Raw genomic sequence first — 21,630 nt, 5'->3', positions numbered from 1 at the left:
AATACAAATGTTAGTATAACATTAAAATATAAGTTATAAAAGTATTTTTAACAAAATTTTTATCATACTGCATTATTTATGTAAAAATTTGTAATAGAAAAATCCGCACATAAAATAGTGCAGATTTTCAAATTTACAGATAGCTGGATGGTATTCAATAATATTATTTATTTATTTTTAACAGTTCAACTTTCAATAAACTCCATTAATTCCTTATTGAACTTATCACGCTGATCGTAAAATAGTCCATGTCCACTGTATGCAAAAGGTATAAGTATAGAATTTTTAATACCCTTTTGTTGTGCTTCTGCCAGAGGAAATAAACAAACCTTATCGTGAATACCATGAAGAATCAATGTAGGAACCGTTATTTTTTTCATATCGGAAAATAACTCCTCCTCACCCAGCCATGTCTTTGCTACAGCTGCAGTAGCCCAGCCTGCCGCCTGAAGCCCCAGTTGAAAAAACCAATCTGAAAAGGCACCTGTAATATACTTGAAAAAAAACATATCACCAAATCCCCTCAGCATTTTAGGACGATCATTATATGTTTCTTTAATTATTCCCTCTACAGCTTGTTTTGTTAAACCATAGGGAAAATATGACCGCTTTATGAGACTAGGCACAGCAGCTGCAAAAAGAGCAAGCTTTGCCACCCCATATCCATTATGTCTTGCCATATACCTAACAGCTATTGCCCCTCCTGTAGAATGACCTCCTAGAGTAAAATCTTTTAATTTAAGTGCTTCCACTACATTTCGCACATCATCTGATAGTCTATCATAGTCATACCCTGTAAAGGGCCTATCTGATTGTCCAAAACCTCTTTGATCCACACCGATACATCTATATCCTCTTTTGGGAAGTTCATCAAACTGATATTCAAATAGGTCATGACTTCCAGGCCATCCATGAAGAAATAAAATAGTATGCTTTCCTTTAGGATTAAGATCTTCTACATAAACTTTCACATTTGGCTCTACTTTAATATAATATCCCATAAGATACCTTTCTATAAATAAACTATTTTCATTAACCAGTTTATTATTTAAAATATAAAATAGAACAAATTGACATTTTACGCTTTAGATTTATTGAGCTTTATATATACTCTCCAGTGCACTAATATTATGTGTGAGAGTTTCTTCATAACTAAGCTCCCCATTGTAAATTTGAAGCTTTACAGCAGGTATATTATATTTCTTTAACAATACTTCATTATTTTTAACAACCGAGTCGTCATTGTAAAGGATTATTAAATTATTACGATTTGATTTCTGTTGTAAATTTTCCCGCTGTGATGAACTCAATGTAATTATATTGTTTTCTCCTAATCCCACATCTACAAGCTTTAAATTATTATACTTTACAAAATAATTCAATTCATCTTCAACTATGATGAATTCATAATTACTTAGTTCATTATCCACTGATTTCAGCTTTTCTTTATAAGTTTCTAACACTTTTAAAGCTTCAGAAAAGTTTTTCTCATAGAAATCTCTATTTCTAGGATCCTTGTCTTGGACTGCATTTCTTATATTCATAAGGGCTGTCATATAATTATCAATATTAGTAAAATAATAAGGGTTATCCTTTAATGTGGTATCGTTATATTTTACTATTTTATTATAGGATAATAATCCTACCCCTCTTGAAACATTTATAACGCCAACTTTATTTTTATCTAATTTATCTACAAAAGTATCCATCCATGGTTCAAAACCTGCTCCTACATAAAAAAATAAATCTTTTTTGGATATGTTATTTATACTATCTTCAGTAAATTTAAAACTTATCTCACTTTCTCTATTATTAAACATACACTCTACTATATGTCTATCTTCTACTATGGATTTTACCATATTGTATAAAAGTTTATCTGTAGTTTCTATATTTAATTGAACATCCTTTCTTACTTCCAATTTATTAGTATAAGTTGAATCTTTATAATCTTTGTTATCTCCACAGGCAGTAAAAAATACTATGAAAGAAAGCATAACCAAAGTTAATATTTTCCTCAATCCTTTCGCCTCCATATGTAAAATAATATATATCTATCACATTATGTTCATATTTACTATATATTAATTCATAACAAATATATTTTACATAATGTAATTTAACAATGCAAACACTGATTTATTATATTTTTACATATACTTAAAATAATAATAGTTTATCAGTTCATTTTATTGTGTTAAAATTAGGTATAAAGCATAATATGCGGCATTTTTAAAATAACTAATAAATTTTTCTTTGAAGATGTACAACCACTATTAAAGGGAGGTTTAGCCATGAAAATTAGTATGGATAAAACCATAAGAGCTATGTCAATAGCACTAGACCTAGCTCAAGCAAGTTCCAAGTACGATGATTGTGGTCACGATGCTGTAATTGAGGATATAACTAATGTGAATTATTCAGACCATACATTTATGCATCACTCACTACGAACTACCTATATAGCACTAGAGATTTCCAATCAATTAAATTTAAATGAAAAAAGTAAAAAACAGATCTATATATCAGCCTTATTACATGATATAGGTGCTACGACTTGTCTCTCTAAGAGTCATTCTGCTAATTCATTTATAAAAAATCATTGTGAAACTGGTACTAATATAACTAAATCCTTTCCTTATTTTTGTGATTTATCAAATATAATATTATATCATCATGAAAATTTTGACGGCAGTGGTGCCATGAATTTAGAAAAAGATAATATCCCTATAGAAAGTCAAATAATAAGAATAGCTGATTTAATAGAACTACTATATGATGAAAATATATCAAACTTTAAACAAAGAGATAGAATTATAAAATGGGTTAAAAACAATTGTAATAAAATCTTCTCTGAAAAACTTGTAACTGCTTTTTTAAAAAATGCTTCCAGAGATATTTTCTGGCTTAATATTGAAAATATCTCTTTTGCTGAGTTTATATTAGATAAAATTCAACCTAAATTGAATATATTTATGGATATAAGGGAGTTTGAGCAAATATCTGAAATATTTGCAAATATAATAGATAACAAAAGTAAATTTACTGCAATCCATTCTAAAGGCATAGCAAACCTAGCTTATACAGTTTCAAAATTCCGGGGGTATACAGATGAAAAATGCTGTGAAATGAAAATTGCAGGATTATTACATGACATTGGAAAATTGGCCATTCCTCTTAATATACTTGATAAAAATGGTCCTTTGACTTCACAGGAATTTGGTATAATAAAATCTCATGCTTACTATACTAAAATTATCTTAGATAAAATAGAGGATATCCCCAATATAAGCGAATGGGCATCCAATCATCATGAAAAACTAAATGGTCAAGGTTATCCACGGGGATTAAAGGCAGATGAGCTCTCTGAAGAATCTCGAATTATGGCAGTATGTGATATATATCAGGCACTTACAGAAGACAGACCTTATCGCAAAGGATTGAATATTAATAATGCATTTAATATAATGGATGAGATGGTATCCGGTGGTTTTATATGTGCTGCTGCACTTGGACATTTAAAAGAAACCATATATTCTTTAAATTCTCCTAAGAAATACACTGCAGCTTCCAATACCCATAAAAATATAGTTTAATATTTACTTTACAGAAAATATTTCGAGGTGAATTAATGTGGAATTTACTTTAAACAGTGTTGAAGATACTGTAAAACTGGGTGAAAAATTAGGTAATCTATTAAATCCTGGTGATATAATTTGTCTTACTGGTGATTTAGGTACTGGAAAAACCTATTTCACTAAAGGAATAGCAAAGGGACTTGAAATAAAAGAACCTATAACAAGCCCTACTTTTACAATAGTAAATGAATATAGAGGCAGACTAAAACTCCATCATTTTGATGTATATAGAGTTAATGATATAGAGGAGCTACTCTCTTTAGGATTTGATGAGTATATTTATAGTAATGCTGTAAATATTATAGAATGGGCTAATTATATTGATGAACTAATACCAGAGGAACATATATACATAAATATCTATAAATTACCTGAAGAAAATCCCAATGGGAGAAAAATAACCATAGAATATCATGGCAGCAGATATGATTATATAAAGGAGTTAAAATAATAACATGAAAATATTGAGTTTAGATTCTTCTACTGAATCAGCAACTTGTGCTGTATTAGATGATTACAAATTGTTAGGTGAAATTACTTTAAACTGTAAAAAACAACATTCAACAATTATTATGCCTACAATAGATATACTTTTAAAAAATTTAAACACAGATATAACTTCTCTAGATGGCTTTGTAGTATCTAAAGGTCCAGGTTCCTTTACCGGTCTCAGAATTGGGGCCTCTGTTATTAAAGGATTAAGCCAAGGTACTGGTAAACCTTTTGTGGGAGTTTCCTCCCTAGATGCTCTTGCATATAGTTTGTGCTATACTCCAGGGATTATATGTCCTATATTAGATGCATTAAGAGAAAATGTATATACTGCACTCTATAGGTTTGTTCATAATAAATTGGATATTATAACTGATTATATGGCTGTATCCATCAATGACTTAATTGAACTTGTAAATAAGTATCACCAGCCTGTATGCTTTATAGGAAATGCTGTTCCAAAATTCAAGGATATACTGATTTCAAAAATAAAAAATCCCAGCTTTGCCCCTATAAATTTAAATGTGGTAAAAGCTTCTTCACTTGGTGAATTAGGCTTACATCTATTAAATTCAGGTATAGAAGATAATATATATAATTTTGCCCCTTTCTACTTGAGAAAGTCACAAGCTGAAAGAGAATACGAAAAAAAATTGGAGTCTTGTAGAAATGAATGACATAGAAATATCTTCTTTGAAATTAGAACATATTGACAGAATCCTCTTAATAGATAATTTATGTTTTCCCGTACCCTGGAGCCGTGAATCCTTTAAAAAAGAAATTGAAGGTAATACCCTTGCCCGATATATTATAGCTAAAAAATCCGAATTCATTATTGGTTATGCGGGTATGTGGCTCATATTAGATGAAGGACATATAACCACTGTAGCTGTTGATCCAAAATACAGAGGAATAGGTGCGGGAAATCTGCTCCTTGAATCCCTAATAGAAATCTGTAAAATTGAATCTATAAACAGTATGACTTTAGAAGTTAGAAAATCCAATATAGTAGCCCAAAACCTTTACAAAAAATATGGTTTTATAGAATCCGGTATAAGAAGGGAATACTATGGAGATAACAAAGAAGATGCTATAATAATGTGGAAATATCATATTTAAAACATAAGACTGTTTTTATAACTTAATAGGCACACAGTTCACCTTTAATTTATAAAAACAGCCTTATAGACTTTACATATTTAATTATTTTACTTAATTATAATTCTATTATAATTTTTCTTACCTCTCCTTATAAGCAATTCTCCATTTTTAAAATGGTCTTTTGTAACCTTTAGCTCTGAATCCATTACCTTTTCACCATTTATAGTAAGTCCATTTTGTCTTATAAGCCTTCTTGCTTCACTTTTTGACGGTAATATGTGAATATCGACCAATAGTTCGACTACAGAGCATCCTAAACCACTCTCATCCAATTCTATGGTTGGTACATTATTTAAGTTTTCTCCTCCAGAAAATAAAGCTTCTGCCGCTTCTTTAGCTTTTTGTGCCTCTTTCTCACCATGTATAATTCTAGTAACCTCATAGGCAAGTACTCTTTTAGCCTCATTTATTTTTTCTCCTGGAAGAGATGACAATCTTTTTACCTCATCCATAGGAAGAAAAGTTAAAAGCAAAAGGCATTTTTCCACATCTGCATCATCTACATTTCTCCAGTACTGGTAGAAGTCATAAGGAGATGTTTTTTCCTTATCCAGCCATATAGCTCCTCCTTCAGTTTTTCCCATCTTCTTGCCGTCACTTTTGGTTAAAAGTGTAAAAGTCATTCCAAAAGCAGGTTTTCTCTCCTTTTTTCTAATCAGATTTACCCCTGCTATTATATTTGCCCACTGGTCGTCTCCTCCCATTTGGAATGTACATCCGTATCTTCTGTTTAATTCTAAAAAGTCATATCCCTGCATTAACATATAATTAAATTCAAGAAAAGTTAATCCTTTTTCCATTCTCTGCTTAAAACATTCCGCCGTAAGCATTTTATTTACAGAAAAATGCACCCCTATTTCTCTCAGAAAATTAACATAATTTAAATTCATAAGCCAATCTGCGTTATTTGCCATTATAGCTTTTTCATCTTCAAAATCTATAAACTTAGAAAACTGCTTTTTAAAACAATCGGCATTATGCTGTATCTGTTCTTGTGATAACATTTTTCTCATATCAGTCTTTCCTGTGGGATCACCAATCATTGCAGTTCCTCCCCCAAGCAAAGCTATAGGTTTATGTCCTGCTTTTTGCATATAGGACATAACCATCATCTGTAGAAAATGCCCTATATGCAGACTATCTGCCGTAGGATCAAATCCTATATAAAATGTTATCTTTTCCCTTCCTAATAATTCTCTTACTTCATCTTCATGGGTAATTTGTTTTATGTAACCACGTTCTAATAATATGTCATAAACGTTAGCCAACTTGTATCCCTACCTTTCAAATAACTAGCACAGTTGTTATAAGTTATAGTATATATTTAAACCTTCTTTTTATCAACCTATAATTGTCTTTACTAAAATTTCATATTAAGTAAAATTTTAAGACTGGAAAGGTTTCCAGTCTTAAATATATAAAATCACCATTATTTTCTAATTAATAATATAACTGCCTATGTCAGCATTAATTATGCTGCCACATACTTCATTATGAATTGAGGCATTTTTCCTTCATCCTCATTTACACTTATATAAAAATCCACATTATATTCCTCTGCTAATTTTTCAATATTATAAAACAAATGTGACACATTTTCAAGATTTTCATCTATAATATTGAGTAATCCATCTACAAAAATCGTATCAATATCATAATCTTTTGAAAGTATGCCACACAAAAAACCATAAAAGCTTTCCATTTTTCTTAATTTAAAATCACTTGTTACTACAAACCTAATTTCCCTGTTCAATTGACACATAGGTCCTTTATCATCGTCTATATATACAACATGCCCCCTTCCTATCATTGCCTTTTCATTGGCCAAATTAATTAACTCTTTAGTCTTCCCTGAACCTCTTTTACTGCAGAATACATTAATCATTTTTACCACCCCTTTAATTTAATACATAGGTGCCATTCTCATAATCAAATTATATTTAAATTATATAATGTTCAGAATATTTTTTCAACATATAAATAAGAAATTCTTTTAAAAAAAGCATTACATATTCTTACATTTTTCTTAAAATAAAATTTTCCTATTTAAATTTCTTAATTCCAGGATAAATAATTTTAAAATCATTATTTTTTATAGAGTTTATGAATTTAACTGTATTTTTAAATACCTTTTTCATTTTATTTAATCCCGTGGAAGTTCTTATGAGTCTTTTCTTTGTATCTAGTGCAATTATCTTTTCATATACCCACATATTTCTTTTCATGTAGTTGTATTCATTTTTATTTCTTTTATGCTCCAAAATACCTGGTCCTGTAACTATTATACTGTTAAAATCTATAATAACTTCTATGGTTCTATAAAAATCAGAATAATCTCTATATATTATTGCATCTCTTATTCCTTCATTTACAAATCCCAGAGGATAGGATTTTGCAGTTACAATTTTTTCTATCACACTTTCTGTTTTATCCATTATAGATATAAGGTCACCTTGGATTATACTAATTGGACTTAAATTTTTATTGACCTTATTAACTATTTTTATCATATTATGAGGTATATATACATTATTGTTCTTAGAAAAAATTAATAATCCTCCTAAAGTTGCCATATATTTTCCTGAATCTTTATCCATATATACTATTGAAGTATTCTCCATTAACTCTAGTTTATTTTCATCTGTCACATTTATTCCTTGAAATGAGAAATATTTATTTACCAGTTCACTATCTATGCAATTCAAATTACTACGGGGTATGGGACATGATTCTATACTTATGCTGAGATTTTCTTCAAGTGCAGAAACTATTTCTTGCTTGCGCATAGTATCGTTTGTAGAGCCCCTTCTTATGTAAAAAGAACCATTGTCCCTCATTTGATAGGGTTTTTGGGGGCCATCGTATATAGTTATAATGGCTATTTTTTTACCTTCATATTTAAAAATTTCCAAGGAAATTGGTATAGGAGGATCTATTCTGGAACTTATTATCTGCTGTATTTTTTCTTCATCAAAATTTGCTTCACCTATACCAAGTATCTTTTTTGTTTTATCTTCAACCCCTATTATGAGATAACCTCTTCCTCCTCTAGAATTAGCTATGGCACATACATCTTTAGCTAACTCCTTTTTTCCACCATCACTATCTATATTTATACACTGCTTAAAATCCAATTTAGGTCCTTCTATCTTTTTTAATAAATTAAGAAATTTTTTAGTATCCATAAAAATAACCTCAATATTTATATGTATGTATATTTTTAATTATACTCTATAAAAGTTAATTTAATTATAATCTATTGTTATTATTTTATAGATTTTTTATAGAATTTTAATTTACATATATAATATTATATTTACTTAGGAGCTATTTTTCAAATTCCTTATTATGTAAATTTAAGGCCCGTCATATTCCCCTTCCTCCAGCTATATCAAGCCATTACAAAAAACAATATTTTTCTAAAACATTGTTTTTTTATTAGAATATGGTATAATGAGCATAGAGTTTTACTCTAACTATAAATATTTTTTATATAATGTTAGGTCAAATTTTTTCAAGGTACTATATTCTCCTTAATCCTGGAGGTAGATTATCAAGAATAAAATTAGTCCTAGGTTTAAGGAGGTTTTTTTTATGACAGACAAGACAATTGTATGTAAAGATTGTGGAAAAGAATTTATATTCACAGAAGGTGAACAGGAATTCTACAAAGAAAAAGGATTTGAAAATGATCCTGTAAGATGTATAGACTGTAGAAGAAAAAGAAAAGCTGAAAAAAATAAAATGAGACCTAGATAATAATCTTAGGAGGGAATTTATCCCTCCTAGTTATTGTTTATGAACAAATTCCATAATAAACCTAAGAATTATTTAATCTTGCATTACTAAATTAAATTTTTCTTTTTAGTATCCTACTTAAAGGCAGCGCTATAACCATACCCATCAAACTTTGAGCTATATTTCCAGGAATCTCTGCAGCGGATACCGCAAATGCTTTAACTAAACCTAAGTTAGCTACAAAATGCATCATTAAAGCACCTACCACATAATAGGCTAGTATCATCCAAATACATGCTATTGTAAATGCAAATACGTTATTTGCAAATTTCTCTCCATTATTTCCTTTTCTATAAGCAATAGCCGCAGCAATCCATGCCATGATTCCTTTTATAAAAAAGGTAAATGGAGCCCAAACAGCATAGGGTGAAAGAATATCAAATAAACACATTCCCACCGCCGCTGAAAAAAATCCTTTTCTTTTTCCTAGTAATATGGCCCCTAAAAGCACCATACTGTCTCCAAGATGTACAACTCCTTTAAATATAACTCCCGGTGTAGGTATATTAATTATAGCTGTAGAAATATAAATTATTGCAGCCATAAGTGATACTTGGACCATATCTCTCACTTTTAGACTATTAAGTTCTAATTTTTTTTGTTCTATCAAAATATGCCGCCTCCTTTTCATAAATTAATACCATTATATTTTTTTTTACAAAAAAATCAAATGTACCCATACAATTTTTAAAAAACTACTTTTTATTTTAATAACTTTATAGATTAAAGGTAATACTATACTATATAACATTTGAAATATATTTGAGTTATAGAGCATAAAATACTAAACTAAACTATTAAGGAGTACTTAATATGACATTTTTTAAATGGCTCTGCAGCCTTATACTAATATTCCTATTTGTAGGTATAATACTGAAAGTAGGAGCTATATTTATAAATATACTACTTTTAATATGTACCTTCATTTTTATGATAGATATATTCTTTATTAAAAGAAAGGACTTTAAGTAACTGTAAAACACACTCTTTTTACTTAAAAATATTTTCATATACTTTCCTTTTTGCTAATGATATAATTTATTCTGTGTGTAAGAGGGAGGTATATTTTTATGCGTAAATTTATAAAAAAAATATCCACTATGAATGAATATAAATTTTATGGACTGTTCAATTGGATAAAAAATTACTATTTTATATTTATAGGTTCATGTTTTCTTTTATCAGCCATATATGAAACTTTTCATTCATCTATTGTCCAAAGACAAAATATACATATGTTCATACTGGCATTAATATGTTTCTCTGCCTATTCAGATATACGGAAAGATATAAATACAATTTCATTTTTAATACTATGCACCCTGTTTTTTATATTTATATTTTATATAAATAAGAATGGCTATAATTTTTGGGGAAGAATGTTAAGATGGCAAATAAGCAGGACTATAGTAGTAAATTTAAATCCTATATTTGCTCATATACCTTTTAACAATGGTAGTTTCACAAGAATTTACAAATCTGAGACTTTAACCCAGTTTTTTTAGAATAGTCTATAATAACGGATTTGTATTACCTGTATTACTTGCACTATATAGATCCGCTATAATAATGGATTTTAAAAAAATGATAAGATACGCTTTATCGGCACATATACTACAGGTATTCCTGATAACACCTTTTTATCTTACCTTCCATCTTCAAGAAGTGTGGTATGTCCTTAAACATCCTGATGGATTAGCCAGGCATTTAGCTACTAATGCTGCCGCCGGTACTACCCTTAACTGTTTTCCATCCATGCACACATCCATATCCTTTGCCATGTTTTTACTTGCACTTAGAGAAAAAAATAAATTATTTAAATTTCTATTTAGTTTTTTCTGCCTCAGCATAATATATTCAACTTTATACCTAGAAATCCACTGGGTACTGGATGTTATTGCCGGAATGCTATTAGGTTATATAACTGTAAAGCTAGCAGATTTCATATTAAACAAAATTAAAATACCCCTAAAAAGACCTTTAGATGTATTTTACTATAAAAATAGGAATTCTATATATGTGGATAGCTTTTATGTAAGCAATATGAAAAATTGAATAGAACTTATATAGACAAATATATAATAATAAATAGGATTCATTGACAGATTATTTATATGCAAGTAATATGTAAGTAAAGATAATTATATTTACGAAAGGATGATTCAAATGAGTAAGATTTTAGGCAATACTCTTTCTGCTGAGGTTATAGATTTATTTAATAAAGAACTAACTACAGCTATAATATCAACAGTTACAGAAGATGGTTTTCCCCACGCTATGCCTGTACATTTAATGTTTGCACCAGACCATTCAACCATTAGACTGGCCCTGATGAAAGTACATAAAACCGTGGCAAACATTAAAAATAATTCAAAGGCATTTATAACAATCTTAGAAGGACACGATATAGCACTTGGAATAAAAGGAAGTGCCAAAGTAATAAGAGAAACTATGAATAATAGTTCTGCTATGTGTATGGTTGAATTTAAGGTAGAAGAGATAAAAAGTGATACGACCCCTACAGTAATAGTTGTAGAAGGTATTCGTAATGTTCATAGAACTGAAAAGACTAAGCCTTTTTTCAGAGGAATGTTTGATGAATTATATAAAGGTTAAAATTTAGTTATAGAGACACACTAAGTATTAATACAAACAATACTTAGTGTTTTTTAATTGTATTTTAAAGTATTTGAGATCAATCTAAGTAGGTGATTCTTAGATTCAGGCAAAGTTTGACCTGCTCACAATATCATAAGTTGACATTGACATATAATAAAGTTAAAATCAGTGATGAAACTAATAAAAGAAGGAGCGAAGAGGTAGTGGCAGACTTAAAAAAAGAGATAGAAAGAAGAAGAACATTTGCAATAATATCTCATCCTGATGCAGGCAAAACAACTCTTACTGAAAAATTACTATTATACGGGGGTGCCATAAGACTTGCAGGTTCAGTTAAAGCTAGAAGAGCATCCAAGCACGCAGTATCGGATTGGATGGATATAGAAAAACAAAGGGGTATTTCTGTAACTTCATCAGTAATGCAGTTTAACTATAATAATTATTGTATAAATATATTAGACACACCAGGTCATCAGGATTTTAGTGAAGATACATATAGAACTTTAATGGCAGCAGATAGTGCCGTTATGGTAATAGATGCAGCAAAAGGAGTAGAATCACAAACAAAAAAACTTTTTAATGTATGCAGCTTAAGGGGAATTCCCATATTTACATTTATAAATAAAATGGATAGAGAAAGCAAAGATCCTTTCGAATTAATGGAAGATTTAGAAGATGTACTGGGCATAAAATCTTATCCTATGAACTGGCCTATAGGATCTGGAAAAGACTTCAGAGGAGTATATGACAGAAAAAAAAGTTTAATAGAAATATTTAATGGGGGTAATCATGGTCAAACGGCAGTAGAATCCATGGAAGGTAATGTAGAAGACATTATATTCAAAGACCTACTTGGAGAAAATTTGCATGAAAAGCTTCGGGAAGACATAGAGCTTTTAGATGTAGCTGGAGACGAATTTCATTTAGATAAAGTTAGAAGAGGTTCTCTTACTCCTGTATTTTTCGGTAGCGCCCTAACTAATTTTGGAGTGGAACCTTTTCTAGAAGAATTTTTAAACTTAACCTCATCCCCTCTGTCAAGAGAATCAGATGCTGGAGAAATCAATCCTTTTGATTCTAAATTTTCAGCTTTTGTATTTAAAATACAAGCCAATATGAATCCATCTCATAGAGACAGAATTGCATTTATGAGAATATGTTCCGGTAAATTTAAAAAGGGAATGGAAGTATATCATATGCAGGGAGGAAATAAAGTTAAACTCTCCCAGCCCCAACAATTTTTAGCCCAGGATAGAGAGATTATTGAAGAGGCCTATGCAGGAGATATAATAGGGGTATTCGATCCAGGTATTTACAGCATAGGAGATACCCTGTGTTCTCCAAATAAAAAATTTAAATTTGAAAGTATTCCTGCCTTTGCTCCTGAACATTTTGCAAGAGTTAAGACTGTAGATACCATGCGAAGAAAACAATTCATAAAAGGCATTAGTGAAATCTCCCAGGAAGGTGCCATTCAGGTATTTAAAGAACTTCATATAGGTATTGAAGAAATTATTATAGGAGTAGTTGGTATACTTCAACTGGAAGTATTGGAATACAGAATGAAAAATGAATATAATACAGATATAAAAATAGATATATTACCTTACAAGTATATAAGGTGGATAGAACATTCTGATATAAATTTAGAAAATTTAATTTTAACAAGTGATACTAAAAAAGTAACGGATTTAAAAGGTAGAAATATCTTGATATTTCAAAGCCAGTGGTCTATCAGCTGGGCTTTAGATCATAATAAAAATATAAAATTATCCGATATAGGCATAATGGAATAAAAAATTATTTTATACTCTTACCCAATGACACTGCAGTTTACAAATTAAAATATCTTCCATATAAAACATTTACATTTTGTATATAAACCCCAAAAACTATATTTAAGTATAATTTTCAATATAAATAAATTTCTTTTTAAAATATCTTTAGAAATATTGAAACAATACGATAAGATAACTAGAGTTTTTGTGAATTATTAGTGCAATTAATTGTAACGAGGTGAAACACGTGTTATGGAAGAAAAAATTATTACAAGTTAGTGAATTAAAACCAGGAATGATATTGGCAAGCGACGTTGTTTTTGAAAATAAGGTCCTTCTAGGCAAGGATATGGCTATTACGGAATCCTCCTTAATCCAACTAAAACGCAATTATATGATAGATGAAGTAGAAGTGTACTTAGAAGGTGACTCTATTGAACCTTTAACCTTTAAAATAAAAACTGTAGAAGAAGTTGAAAATACCTTTAATGAATTTTCTTCTAATTTAGAGGATATATTTGATAAAATATCTCATTTAAAAGCTAGCGAAATAGATGAAATAAGAACTTTTTCAAAAAAAATACAAGAGGAATTTAACTCAACAGGTATCGTTATTAGAAACATAATCTTCTATGGCAGCGGAAAGAACAATATTTATAGACATAGTGTAAATGTGGCAGCTATGAGCTTTATACTGGGTAAATGGCTTGGACTTAATGAAAGAGAAATAAATCTATTAACCTATTCTGCAATACTGCATGATTTTGGCAAAATGAAACTGGATAAAAAAATATTTCTAAAAAAAACCAAGCTTACCTCTACAGAGTATGAAATTTTTAAAACTCACCCTGTAATAGGTTATGATTTTGTTAAAGAAATACCTTATTTAGACAGTTCTGTATCAAGAGGCATACTAATGCACCACGAAAGAATAGATGGTTCAGGATATCCACTGGGTATTAAAGGTGATAAAATTCACAAGTTCGCTAAGATAATAGCCATCGCAGATTTGTTTGATAGAGTAAATTCCAATACCTATTCCAAAAAGATCAACGGTCCTTTTGATGCATTGAAGGTGATTCAGGAAGAAAGTCTCCATAAATTTGATCATTCATACTGTAGTATGTTTTTAAATCATGTAATAACTTACTTTATGGGTGAAAATGTTATGTTAAATAATAAACACTCCTGCAAAGTTATCCAAGTTCATATAAACGATTTGACAAAACCTCTTTTACTTGGAGAAAACGGGTTTCTGGACTTGAAAAAAGAAAAGGATCTGTATGTTACAAAACTTATCACATAATAAATAGAGTTAAAGAATAAATTTATTTATCTTTAACTCTATATTTTTACATAATATAACTTATTGAAATCTCAAGCTTATATCCAAAGCTTTTACAGAATGAGTAAGACTCCCCATAGATATTATATCTACTCCAGTAGATGCAATGTCTGCCACATTGTTCTCATTCACATTTCCTGAAGCCTCTAAGATAACCCTTTTATCTACGAATTCTACTGCCTTTTTCATGTGCTCTACGTCCATATTGTCCAGCATGATTACATCCACCTTTGCATCAAGGGCTTCTTTAAGCTGGTGAAAACTTTCTACTTCCACTTCAATTTTAGTAGTAAAGGGGACTTTACTTTTTATTCTTTCTACTGCTTCTTTTATAGAACCTGCTGCCTTTATATGATTATCTTTAATCATTACAAAATCCGATAAATTCAGTCTGTGATTGTATCCTCCTCCCATTCTTACAGAATACTTATCTAAAATTCTGAATCCAGGAAGAGTTTTTCTTGTATCCACTATTTTAACATCGTAATCTTTCACCAGTTGAACTATTTTAAAAGTTTTAGTGGCAATGCCGCACATTCTCTGCAATATATTTAAAGCAACTCTTTCCCCTTTTAGTATACTATTAGAACTACCTTCTATATAAGCTATAGTATCTCCTTTTTTTACCTCATGTCCATCTTTTAGATATTTTTCAAATACTATACTACCGTCTAAAATTTGAAATACTCTCTCAGCCACCTCTATACCAGCTATAATTCCATGTTCTTTCGCAATAAACTTCCCCTTTGAAATTTCTTGTCCATGAAATAAATTATCTGTAGTGACATCTCCATAATTTATATCTTCTATAAGACCATTTTTAATCAGCTTATCAATTATTAAATAATTCAAATTATATCACCTCAAATTTGACGTACTAAACTACGTTCACAATATTCTTCCACATAATTACTTCCTATAGAAGCTTTACTATCTAAAATTGATGTGACAATAGCGCCTGATACCTGATACATATTATAAACTTCCATGGAATATACATCATTAAAATTACAATTCTCAATTTCATATAAAACATTATTTATATAATCTAATACCTTCTTAAGTTTATCTACACTTCTAACTATGCCTGCCGTATCTTCCATGAAATTTTTTAGTTCTTCCTTTAATACAGAAAAATCAATTTTCATATGTTCAGTTTTAAATCCATTAAATAAAGTTTTTATGCCCATTTCATTCATATCCTCATAGTCTAAATACTTTTTCTGTTTCATTCTACAAGATATATCTACTGCAGCCCTTTTTCCAAAAACCAATGCTTCCATGAGAGAATTGCTTGCCAGACGATTAGCCCCATGTACTCCTGTACAGGCACATTCTCCTACTGCATAAAAATTTTGAATATTAGTTCTTCCGTATAAATCTACTTTTATTCCTCCCATAAAATAGTGTGCTGCAGGAGTCACAGGAATATAGTCCTTATTCATTTCAATTCCTTGACTTTCACACTCAGAATAAATGGTATTAAATCTACGTTTTAAGAAATTCTTATCATACATGGTTACATCCAAATAAACATAATCAGTTTTAGTTTTATCCATTTGATCCTTAATAGCTCTTGCCACAATATCTCTAGGTGCTAGCTCCATTCTATTATCATATTCACCCATAAATCTTTCCTCGTTTATATTTCTAAGTACAGCTCCTTCTCCTCTTACTGCTTCTGATATCAAAAATAACTTATCTTTCACGTCTTTAGAGTAGAAAGCTGTTGGATGAAACTGTATATACTCCATATTGTCCAAATTCACGTCTGCTCTGAGTGCCATAGCAATGCCATCTCCTGTAAGTATATCTACATTTGTGGTCTTTGAAAATAATTGTCCAATTCCTCCTGACGCTACTACACAAAATTTAGTATTAAAATAAAAAAACTTGTCATTATGGTAGGCAGTTATACCTTTATATATTTTTTCACTATCAACCACATCCATAGCAAAAATATCAGTTATAACAGTTATATTGGAAGCCTCTTTAACGTTTCTTATCAGTATATCCATTATTCCTTTTCCTGTAGAATCTCCATGTACATGAAGTATTCTTGGAATGGAATGATTTCCTTCTAAAGATCTGTAAAAGTTTCCTAGAGAATCCCTATCAAAATCCACTCCCAATTCCACTAGACCATCAATTGCTTCCTGTGACTCATCTATAAGCACATTAACCGCATCTAAATTATTTACATAACATCCTGCATTTATGGTATCTTTTACATGAAGCTCCCTGTTGTCATTTTTTATACTGGCAGCAATTCCTCCTTGAGCCAAATAGGAATCACAATCCTCTATATTCTTCTTACTTAAAATTACTATTTTTAAATCCTTTGGCAGCATCAATGCCGTATATAATCCTGCTATTCCTGCTCCAATTATAGCCACATCAAAATTTTGGTCAATAACAAAACTTTCATTATAATCAACTAGATATCTTCTCAATTTATATCCCTACCTTATTAATATAAATTTATTCAATACTTATCATCTTCTCAAGAGAACCTAGAGCCTTTATTCTTACATTTTCCGGAACAAAAACTTCATACTGCATATTCATCAAAGAATTGTATACGTCTACAAGTCTTGTCATTTTCATATTTTCACATACAAGTCTTGGACTAAGCAAATAAAATTGTTTTTCAGGACTATCCTTCTTCATCTTGTGCAATACGCCTATCTCAGTACCTATGATAAATTCTTTGCCATCAGAATTTTTTGCATAATTGATTATAGCGGAAGTACTTCCCACAAAGTCTGCATTTTCCCTTATTTCCTCCGAAACCTCTGGATGTACCAGCATTTCAGCCTCTGGGTGTTCCTCTTGTGCCTTGATGACATCATCTACAGTTATCCTTGCATGGGTAATGCAATGTCCCGCCCAAGGTATGATTTCCTTATCAGAAACCTGTTCTGCTACATATCCTGCCAAATTTTCATCTGGTACAAATAATATTTTATTGGATTTTGAATTCTGAACTACTTTTACTGCATTTGAAGAAGTACAGCTTACATCACTTACAGCTTTAACTTCTGCAGAAGAATTTACATAACATATAACTTCCGCTTCTGGATATTTTTTCTTTTCAATTTCCAACTGCTCCTTGGTTATAGAATCTGCTAAAGGACATCCTGCATATTTTGACGGGATTAAAACCGTTTTATCTGGTGATAAAATTTTAGCGCTTTCTGCCATAAATTTTACCCCACAAAAAACTATAACCTTGTTAGTAGTTTCTGCCGCTGCCTTGCTAAGCGCAAGAGAATCTCCTACAATGTCTGCTATATCTTGAACTTCTGGCAGTTGATAATTATGTGCCAATATACAGGCATCCCTTTCTATTTTTAGTCTGTTTATTTCATTTACCAAAAATAAATCATCCATTGTTTACACCTCTGAATCCATATTTTATACATATAACTAAGTAGCTAACTCTTAAAATAATTAAATATTTTAATTATAAGATTTACCGTTCTACTGTATATACATCAGTATATACTATTTTTTCTTTTTTAACAATACATACGATAAACATAAAAATGATAATATTATTATCCCTTGTATTCTAATATGTATACGGAAAATTTATTCTTGGTTTAATCATAGATGGAGTATACTGTCAGGTTTCTTAGATTCAATCGAATAAGTTACAAACACTTTATCCATAAAAACTAATTTTTGAACAAAAAAACAAGCACCTAAATAAAGGTACTTATTTTAAATATATACAATAATTTTGGGATTAGGTATTGTATTAAAATTATACCATACTTTTGCAACATTTTCCATGAACTTTAAAATTGAGTCTATTCTTAAGTGATTTTGTAGAAAACTCAAATAACTATTTTTTATTTCTCCCCTTATATATTACATTTTTTTTCAAAATTTCAAGGGAATCAAAATACTTGTTAGACTTAACATGTGGAAATGCTTTAATAAGTCTCGTATAAAATCTATTTTTCTTTATAAGATTTATATACCTTTTTTTAAGTTCAATTGTTTCTTTAGAAAAATTTTCATATTTCTTTTTAAATTCAAGAGCTTCTTCTAATATATCTTCACCTAATTCATCTGACTTTTCTCTTATTTTAATTCCTATTTCTTGAATCTTTTGTAATGTTATATTAAGTTTTAATATGGTATTGATAGAAGCTATTAAATCAATAATAAATAAAATTATAATAATTACAGCACAAATTTGCACTAAAATATACGGAATTAAATTAATTATACCTGAAATAACAGGATGAACAATTCTAACGAGAAAAATACAAGCAATACCCCAAGCAAGTGAAAACTTCAAACATATATATCCTTTAATATTAAAAGGCATATGAGAATAATCCCACCACTTATTATAAAACACTTTCTCAAGTATAAGTCCTGTTATATATTCAAGCAGGGAAGTTATAAAAACAGAACCTATAAATAACAAAAATAAATTATTTTTAAAAGGAGCAAGACAAATTATAATTATAACAGCTCCAAAACCATATATAGGACACACAGGTCCATTAAGAAATCCCCTATTTATAAATCTTCCCGTATTAACTGTTGCATAAACAACTTCAAGGCACCATCCTAAAAATCCATATATGGCAATATAAAGTACTATATCATAGAATAAAAATCCTAAAATCGTTAAATCACGCATAAATACTCCTTAAATATACAATGCTAAAATATAATATAGTAAAATTAATATTATCTATAGTATATTTTAGATCAATTTTTATAGATTATACGCACTTTCAAATCCAGTTTCCATGGCATTTCGTATTCTTCCAGGATTTTTAGCATCTCCTATTACCCTTACTGTATAAAAGTTTGAACTTATTTCATCTATAAGATCTTTGTTTGAGCTTGTCCCTAATGATATGATTATATAATCAAAATAATATTCTTTTATTTCCCCATAAGAAAGTAATTCAAATACAGCTGTATTATTTTTTATGCTAATTAATTTATGCTTTGTAATCATTTTTACATTATGTTCTTTTAATCTTTCTTGAACATCTGTTAAATTCTGAAAGAATACACCAGGACCTATATTATCTCCCATCTCAAATACAGTTACATCATTATTCTTTGATGCCAAAAATTCTGCAGTTTCAAGACCTGTCATTCCTGAACCTATTACTGCTGCTTTTTTATTATAAATTTCTGTTTTCCCTGATAATACATCCACAATAGTAAATACATTTTTTCCATGAATACCATTTATGGACTCAGGAATTATAGGACTTGAGCCTTCTGCCACGAATACAGCATAAGGACTTAGTTTCTTAATTTCATCAATGGTAGGTATTTTATTAAGCCTTATTTCCACTCCCAACTTATGGACTTGTAATTGCAAATAATTTATAAGCCATGATATTTTTTCTTTTTTAGGAGGTTTATTTGCCAAATTAAGTTGACCACCTATCCTGTCTGATTTTTCAAATATTATAGGTTTGAATTTTCTCATGGCAAGTACCCTTGCGGCTTCAAGTCCTGAAGGACCTGCTCCCAATATTACTACCACCCTTCCATCTCCATTTTTTTTCATATTACAATACTTAAATTCTTTTCCTGCCTGAATATTTATACTACACTCTATAGGATTACCTGTAGCTACTCCACTAAACAAGGTTTCTATACAGTGAAGACAGGATATACATAACCTGGATTCATAAGCACGGTTTTCTCTTGCTTTATTAGACCACTCAGGGTCTGCAAAATGAAGCCTTGCAGATCCCACAAAATCTGTACGGCCTTCTCCTATTATTTTATCTGCATAAGCTGCTTCTCTAATTACCGCCGCTGATATTACAGGAATGTTAATTGATTTCTTTATTTCTTCTGCAAGGTACAGCTTCCACCCTTGAGGAAAAGATGTAGGTTCCCAGGATACATTCATGGTTTCATAAATACCTGCACTTACATCTATCGCATCAACCCCTATCTTCTCTAGATGTTTTGCAATTTTAACTCCATCTTTCAAAAGTATTCCATCCTCAATACCCTTAGTCCTTAAGAATTCATCTACGGACAACCTCGCTATAACCGGATAATCTTGTCCACATTTTTCTCTTATTCCTATAACTATTTCCTCTATAAATCTTATTCTATTTTCAAAACTTCCACCATATTTATCAGTTCTTTTATTTGTATAAGGACTTAAAAATTGATTGATCAAATATCCATGAGCACCGTGTACTTCAACCCCGTCAATACCCGCTGCTTTAACTCTACAGGCAGCATTTATAAAATCCTGTACTAATCCTTCTGCTTCTTTTGTAGTCATTTCCCTTGTTTCCTGGTGTACCACATTACATTGAGTTCTACTTGGTGCCATCATTGGCTTGTTACCGTTTACCTCAGAAAAGCCCTGTCTTCCCGGATGGTGAAGTTGAATAAATATTTTACCTCCATTTTCATGTACAGCATCAGCCAGCTTTTTAAGACCTGGTATATATTTATCATGAGCCGCAGATAATTGCTGTCTGTCAGCTACTCCATTTTCATCATTTACCCTTGTTACCTCTGTGATTATAAGACCAATGCCACCTTTTGCCCTCTCAACATAAAAGGCAATCATCTCATCTGATACAGTAGCATCCTTATTATTTAGGCAATTTTCCATAGGTGTCATTACTATTCTATTTTTTAATTCCAAACTACCAATTTTACCTTTGGAAAATAAGTTTTTATATATACTTTGCTCCTCAGAATTTTGCATATCTTTCATTATATTTTTTACCATATCTTGAATTCTATTCATATAAAAATCATCCATAAAATTATCTCC

At 30.1% G+C, this 21,630-nt stretch carries 19 protein-coding genes and 1 pseudogene; 9 read left to right on the top strand and 11 right to left on the bottom strand.

Annotation, left to right across the window (positions count from 1 at the left end):
* Positions 1-185: 185 nt before the first annotated feature.
* Positions 186-1,001: an alpha/beta fold hydrolase gene (locus BS101_RS05075; protein WP_073537840.1), complete on the bottom strand. Its 816-nt coding sequence runs from the start codon at positions 999-1,001 to the stop codon at positions 186-188.
* 90 nt (positions 1,002-1,091) lie between these two features.
* The gene (locus BS101_RS05070) at positions 1,092-2,021 is read right to left on the bottom strand and encodes a metal ABC transporter substrate-binding protein (protein WP_242951404.1); all 930 of its coding nucleotides are present in this window, start codon (positions 2,019-2,021) and stop codon (positions 1,092-1,094) included.
* Between the two features lie 273 nt (positions 2,022-2,294).
* On the opposite strand from BS101_RS05070, the gene BS101_RS05065 reads away from it, so the two are divergent.
* Genes BS101_RS05065 through rimI form a run of 4 tightly spaced genes read left to right on the top strand, consistent with a single transcriptional unit; the run spans position 2,295 to position 5,249 of the window.
* Complete coding sequence (locus BS101_RS05065) at positions 2,295-3,596, top strand: HD-GYP domain-containing protein (RefSeq protein WP_073537838.1); 1,302 nt, start codon at positions 2,295-2,297, stop codon at positions 3,594-3,596.
* Positions 3,597-3,633: 37 nt separating this feature from the next.
* The gene (gene tsaE, locus BS101_RS05060) at positions 3,634-4,089 is read left to right on the top strand and encodes a tRNA (adenosine(37)-N6)-threonylcarbamoyltransferase complex ATPase subunit type 1 TsaE (RefSeq protein ID WP_073537837.1); all 456 of its coding nucleotides are present in this window, start codon (positions 3,634-3,636) and stop codon (positions 4,087-4,089) included.
* 4 nt (positions 4,090-4,093) lie between these two features.
* Positions 4,094-4,807: a tRNA (adenosine(37)-N6)-threonylcarbamoyltransferase complex dimerization subunit type 1 TsaB gene (gene tsaB, locus BS101_RS05055; RefSeq protein WP_073537836.1), complete on the top strand. Its 714-nt coding sequence runs from the start codon at positions 4,094-4,096 to the stop codon at positions 4,805-4,807.
* Entirely contained in the window at positions 4,800-5,249 is a 450-nt protein-coding gene (rimI, locus tag BS101_RS05050; protein ID WP_073537835.1) for a ribosomal protein S18-alanine N-acetyltransferase, read from the top strand. The genes tsaB and rimI overlap by 8 nt, the downstream gene beginning before the upstream one ends.
* A gap of 89 nt (positions 5,250-5,338) precedes the next feature.
* On the opposite strand, the gene tyrS is transcribed toward rimI, so the two are convergent.
* The 3 genes from tyrS to BS101_RS05035 form a co-directional block, all read right to left on the bottom strand.
* On the bottom strand, positions 5,339-6,559 hold the full coding sequence (gene tyrS / locus BS101_RS05045) for a tyrosine--tRNA ligase (RefSeq protein WP_073537834.1): 1,221 nt from the start codon (positions 6,557-6,559) through the stop codon (positions 5,339-5,341).
* A gap of 203 nt (positions 6,560-6,762) precedes the next feature.
* A complete protein-coding gene (locus BS101_RS05040; protein ID WP_011989325.1) occupies positions 6,763-7,176 on the bottom strand; it encodes a hypothetical protein in 414 nt (137 codons plus the stop codon).
* A gap of 157 nt (positions 7,177-7,333) precedes the next feature.
* Complete coding sequence (locus tag BS101_RS05035) at positions 7,334-8,476, bottom strand: AlbA family DNA-binding domain-containing protein (RefSeq protein ID WP_073537833.1); 1,143 nt, start codon at positions 8,474-8,476, stop codon at positions 7,334-7,336.
* A gap of 409 nt (positions 8,477-8,885) precedes the next feature.
* Here BS101_RS05035 and BS101_RS05030 point away from each other — a divergent pair, with 409 nt between their 5' ends.
* Entirely contained in the window at positions 8,886-9,050 is a 165-nt protein-coding gene (locus BS101_RS05030) for a zinc-ribbon domain-containing protein (protein WP_012620224.1), read from the top strand.
* Positions 9,051-9,141: 91 nt separating this feature from the next.
* On the opposite strand, the gene BS101_RS05025 is transcribed toward BS101_RS05030, so the two are convergent.
* Positions 9,142-9,696, bottom strand: a complete 555-nt coding sequence (locus BS101_RS05025) for an ECF transporter S component (protein ID WP_242951466.1) — start codon at positions 9,694-9,696, stop codon at positions 9,142-9,144.
* A 463-nt stretch (positions 9,697-10,159) separates the two neighbouring features.
* Here BS101_RS05025 and BS101_RS05020 point away from each other — a divergent pair.
* The 4 genes and pseudogenes from BS101_RS05020 to BS101_RS05005 all read left to right on the top strand — a co-directional run bounded on the left by BS101_RS05020 (position 10,160) and on the right by BS101_RS05005 (position 14,792).
* Positions 10,160-11,144: pseudogene (locus BS101_RS05020) on the top strand (phosphatase PAP2 family protein).
* A 111-nt stretch (positions 11,145-11,255) separates the two neighbouring features.
* Positions 11,256-11,705 (top strand): pyridoxamine 5'-phosphate oxidase family protein, encoded by a 450-nt coding sequence (locus BS101_RS05015; protein WP_073537831.1) that lies wholly within the window; start codon positions 11,256-11,258, stop codon positions 11,703-11,705.
* A 206-nt stretch (positions 11,706-11,911) separates the two neighbouring features.
* Positions 11,912-13,504 (top strand): peptide chain release factor 3, encoded by a 1,593-nt coding sequence (locus tag BS101_RS05010; RefSeq protein WP_073537830.1) that lies wholly within the window; start codon positions 11,912-11,914, stop codon positions 13,502-13,504.
* A 229-nt stretch (positions 13,505-13,733) separates the two neighbouring features.
* Positions 13,734-14,792, top strand: coding sequence for an HD-GYP domain-containing protein (locus tag BS101_RS05005; protein ID WP_156876010.1), 1,059 nt, complete (start codon positions 13,734-13,736; stop codon positions 14,790-14,792).
* Between the two features lie 60 nt (positions 14,793-14,852).
* Here the strand turns inward: BS101_RS05005 and nadC are convergent, their stop codons facing one another.
* The 5 genes from nadC to BS101_RS04980 all read right to left on the bottom strand — a co-directional run bounded on the left by nadC (position 14,853) and on the right by BS101_RS04980 (position 21,618).
* Positions 14,853-15,683, bottom strand: coding sequence for a carboxylating nicotinate-nucleotide diphosphorylase (gene nadC, locus BS101_RS05000; protein ID WP_073537829.1), 831 nt, complete (start codon positions 15,681-15,683; stop codon positions 14,853-14,855).
* Between the two features lie 11 nt (positions 15,684-15,694).
* Positions 15,695-17,284: an L-aspartate oxidase gene (locus BS101_RS04995; protein WP_073537828.1), complete on the bottom strand. Its 1,590-nt coding sequence runs from the start codon at positions 17,282-17,284 to the stop codon at positions 15,695-15,697.
* A 28-nt stretch (positions 17,285-17,312) separates the two neighbouring features.
* Positions 17,313-18,224 (bottom strand): quinolinate synthase NadA, encoded by a 912-nt coding sequence (gene nadA, locus BS101_RS04990; protein WP_073537827.1) that lies wholly within the window; start codon positions 18,222-18,224, stop codon positions 17,313-17,315.
* Between the two features lie 457 nt (positions 18,225-18,681).
* Positions 18,682-19,494, bottom strand: coding sequence for a putative ABC transporter permease (locus BS101_RS04985; RefSeq protein ID WP_073537826.1), 813 nt, complete (start codon positions 19,492-19,494; stop codon positions 18,682-18,684).
* A gap of 78 nt (positions 19,495-19,572) precedes the next feature.
* Positions 19,573-21,618 carry an FAD-dependent oxidoreductase gene (locus BS101_RS04980; RefSeq protein ID WP_073537825.1) on the bottom strand — a complete coding sequence of 682 codons (2,046 nt, stop codon included), beginning with the start codon at positions 21,616-21,618 and terminating at the stop codon, positions 19,573-19,575.
* Positions 21,619-21,630: the final 12 nt, after the last annotated feature.

The organism is Clostridium kluyveri, from assembly GCF_001902295.1.
Taxonomy (GTDB): Bacteria; Bacillota; Clostridia; order Clostridiales; family Clostridiaceae; genus Clostridium_B; species Clostridium_B kluyveri_B.
Note: the sequence above shows the minus strand (reverse complement) of the source record. Positions and strands in the feature narration are given on the sequence as shown.

What these genes read in the sequence shown, in the direction of transcription:
- tsaB (WP_073537836.1), top strand. Translation starts at nt 4,094, where the DNA reads ATGAAAATATTGAGTTTAGATTCTTCTACTGAATCAGCAACTTGTGCT.
- BS101_RS05030 (WP_012620224.1), top strand. Translation starts at nt 8,886, where the DNA reads ATGACAGACAAGACAATTGTATGTAAAGATTGTGGAAAAGAATTTATA.
- BS101_RS05075 (WP_073537840.1), bottom strand. Translation starts at nt 1,001, where the DNA reads ATGGGATATTATATTAAAGTAGAGCCAAATGTGAAAGTTTATGTAGAA.
- BS101_RS04980 (WP_073537825.1), bottom strand. Translation starts at nt 21,618, where the DNA reads ATGGATGATTTTTATATGAATAGAATTCAAGATATGGTAAAAAATATA.
- nadA (WP_073537827.1), bottom strand. Translation starts at nt 18,224, where the DNA reads ATGGATGATTTATTTTTGGTAAATGAAATAAACAGACTAAAAATAGAA.
- BS101_RS05040 (WP_011989325.1), bottom strand. Translation starts at nt 7,176, where the DNA reads ATGATTAATGTATTCTGCAGTAAAAGAGGTTCAGGGAAGACTAAAGAG.
- BS101_RS05015 (WP_073537831.1), top strand. Translation starts at nt 11,256, where the DNA reads ATGAGTAAGATTTTAGGCAATACTCTTTCTGCTGAGGTTATAGATTTA.
- BS101_RS05035 (WP_073537833.1), bottom strand. Translation starts at nt 8,476, where the DNA reads ATGGATACTAAAAAATTTCTTAATTTATTAAAAAAGATAGAAGGACCT.
- rimI (WP_073537835.1), top strand. Translation starts at nt 4,800, where the DNA reads ATGAATGACATAGAAATATCTTCTTTGAAATTAGAACATATTGACAGA.
- BS101_RS05065 (WP_073537838.1), top strand. Translation starts at nt 2,295, where the DNA reads ATGAAAATTAGTATGGATAAAACCATAAGAGCTATGTCAATAGCACTA.
- BS101_RS04985 (WP_073537826.1), bottom strand. Translation starts at nt 19,494, where the DNA reads ATGCGTGATTTAACGATTTTAGGATTTTTATTCTATGATATAGTACTT.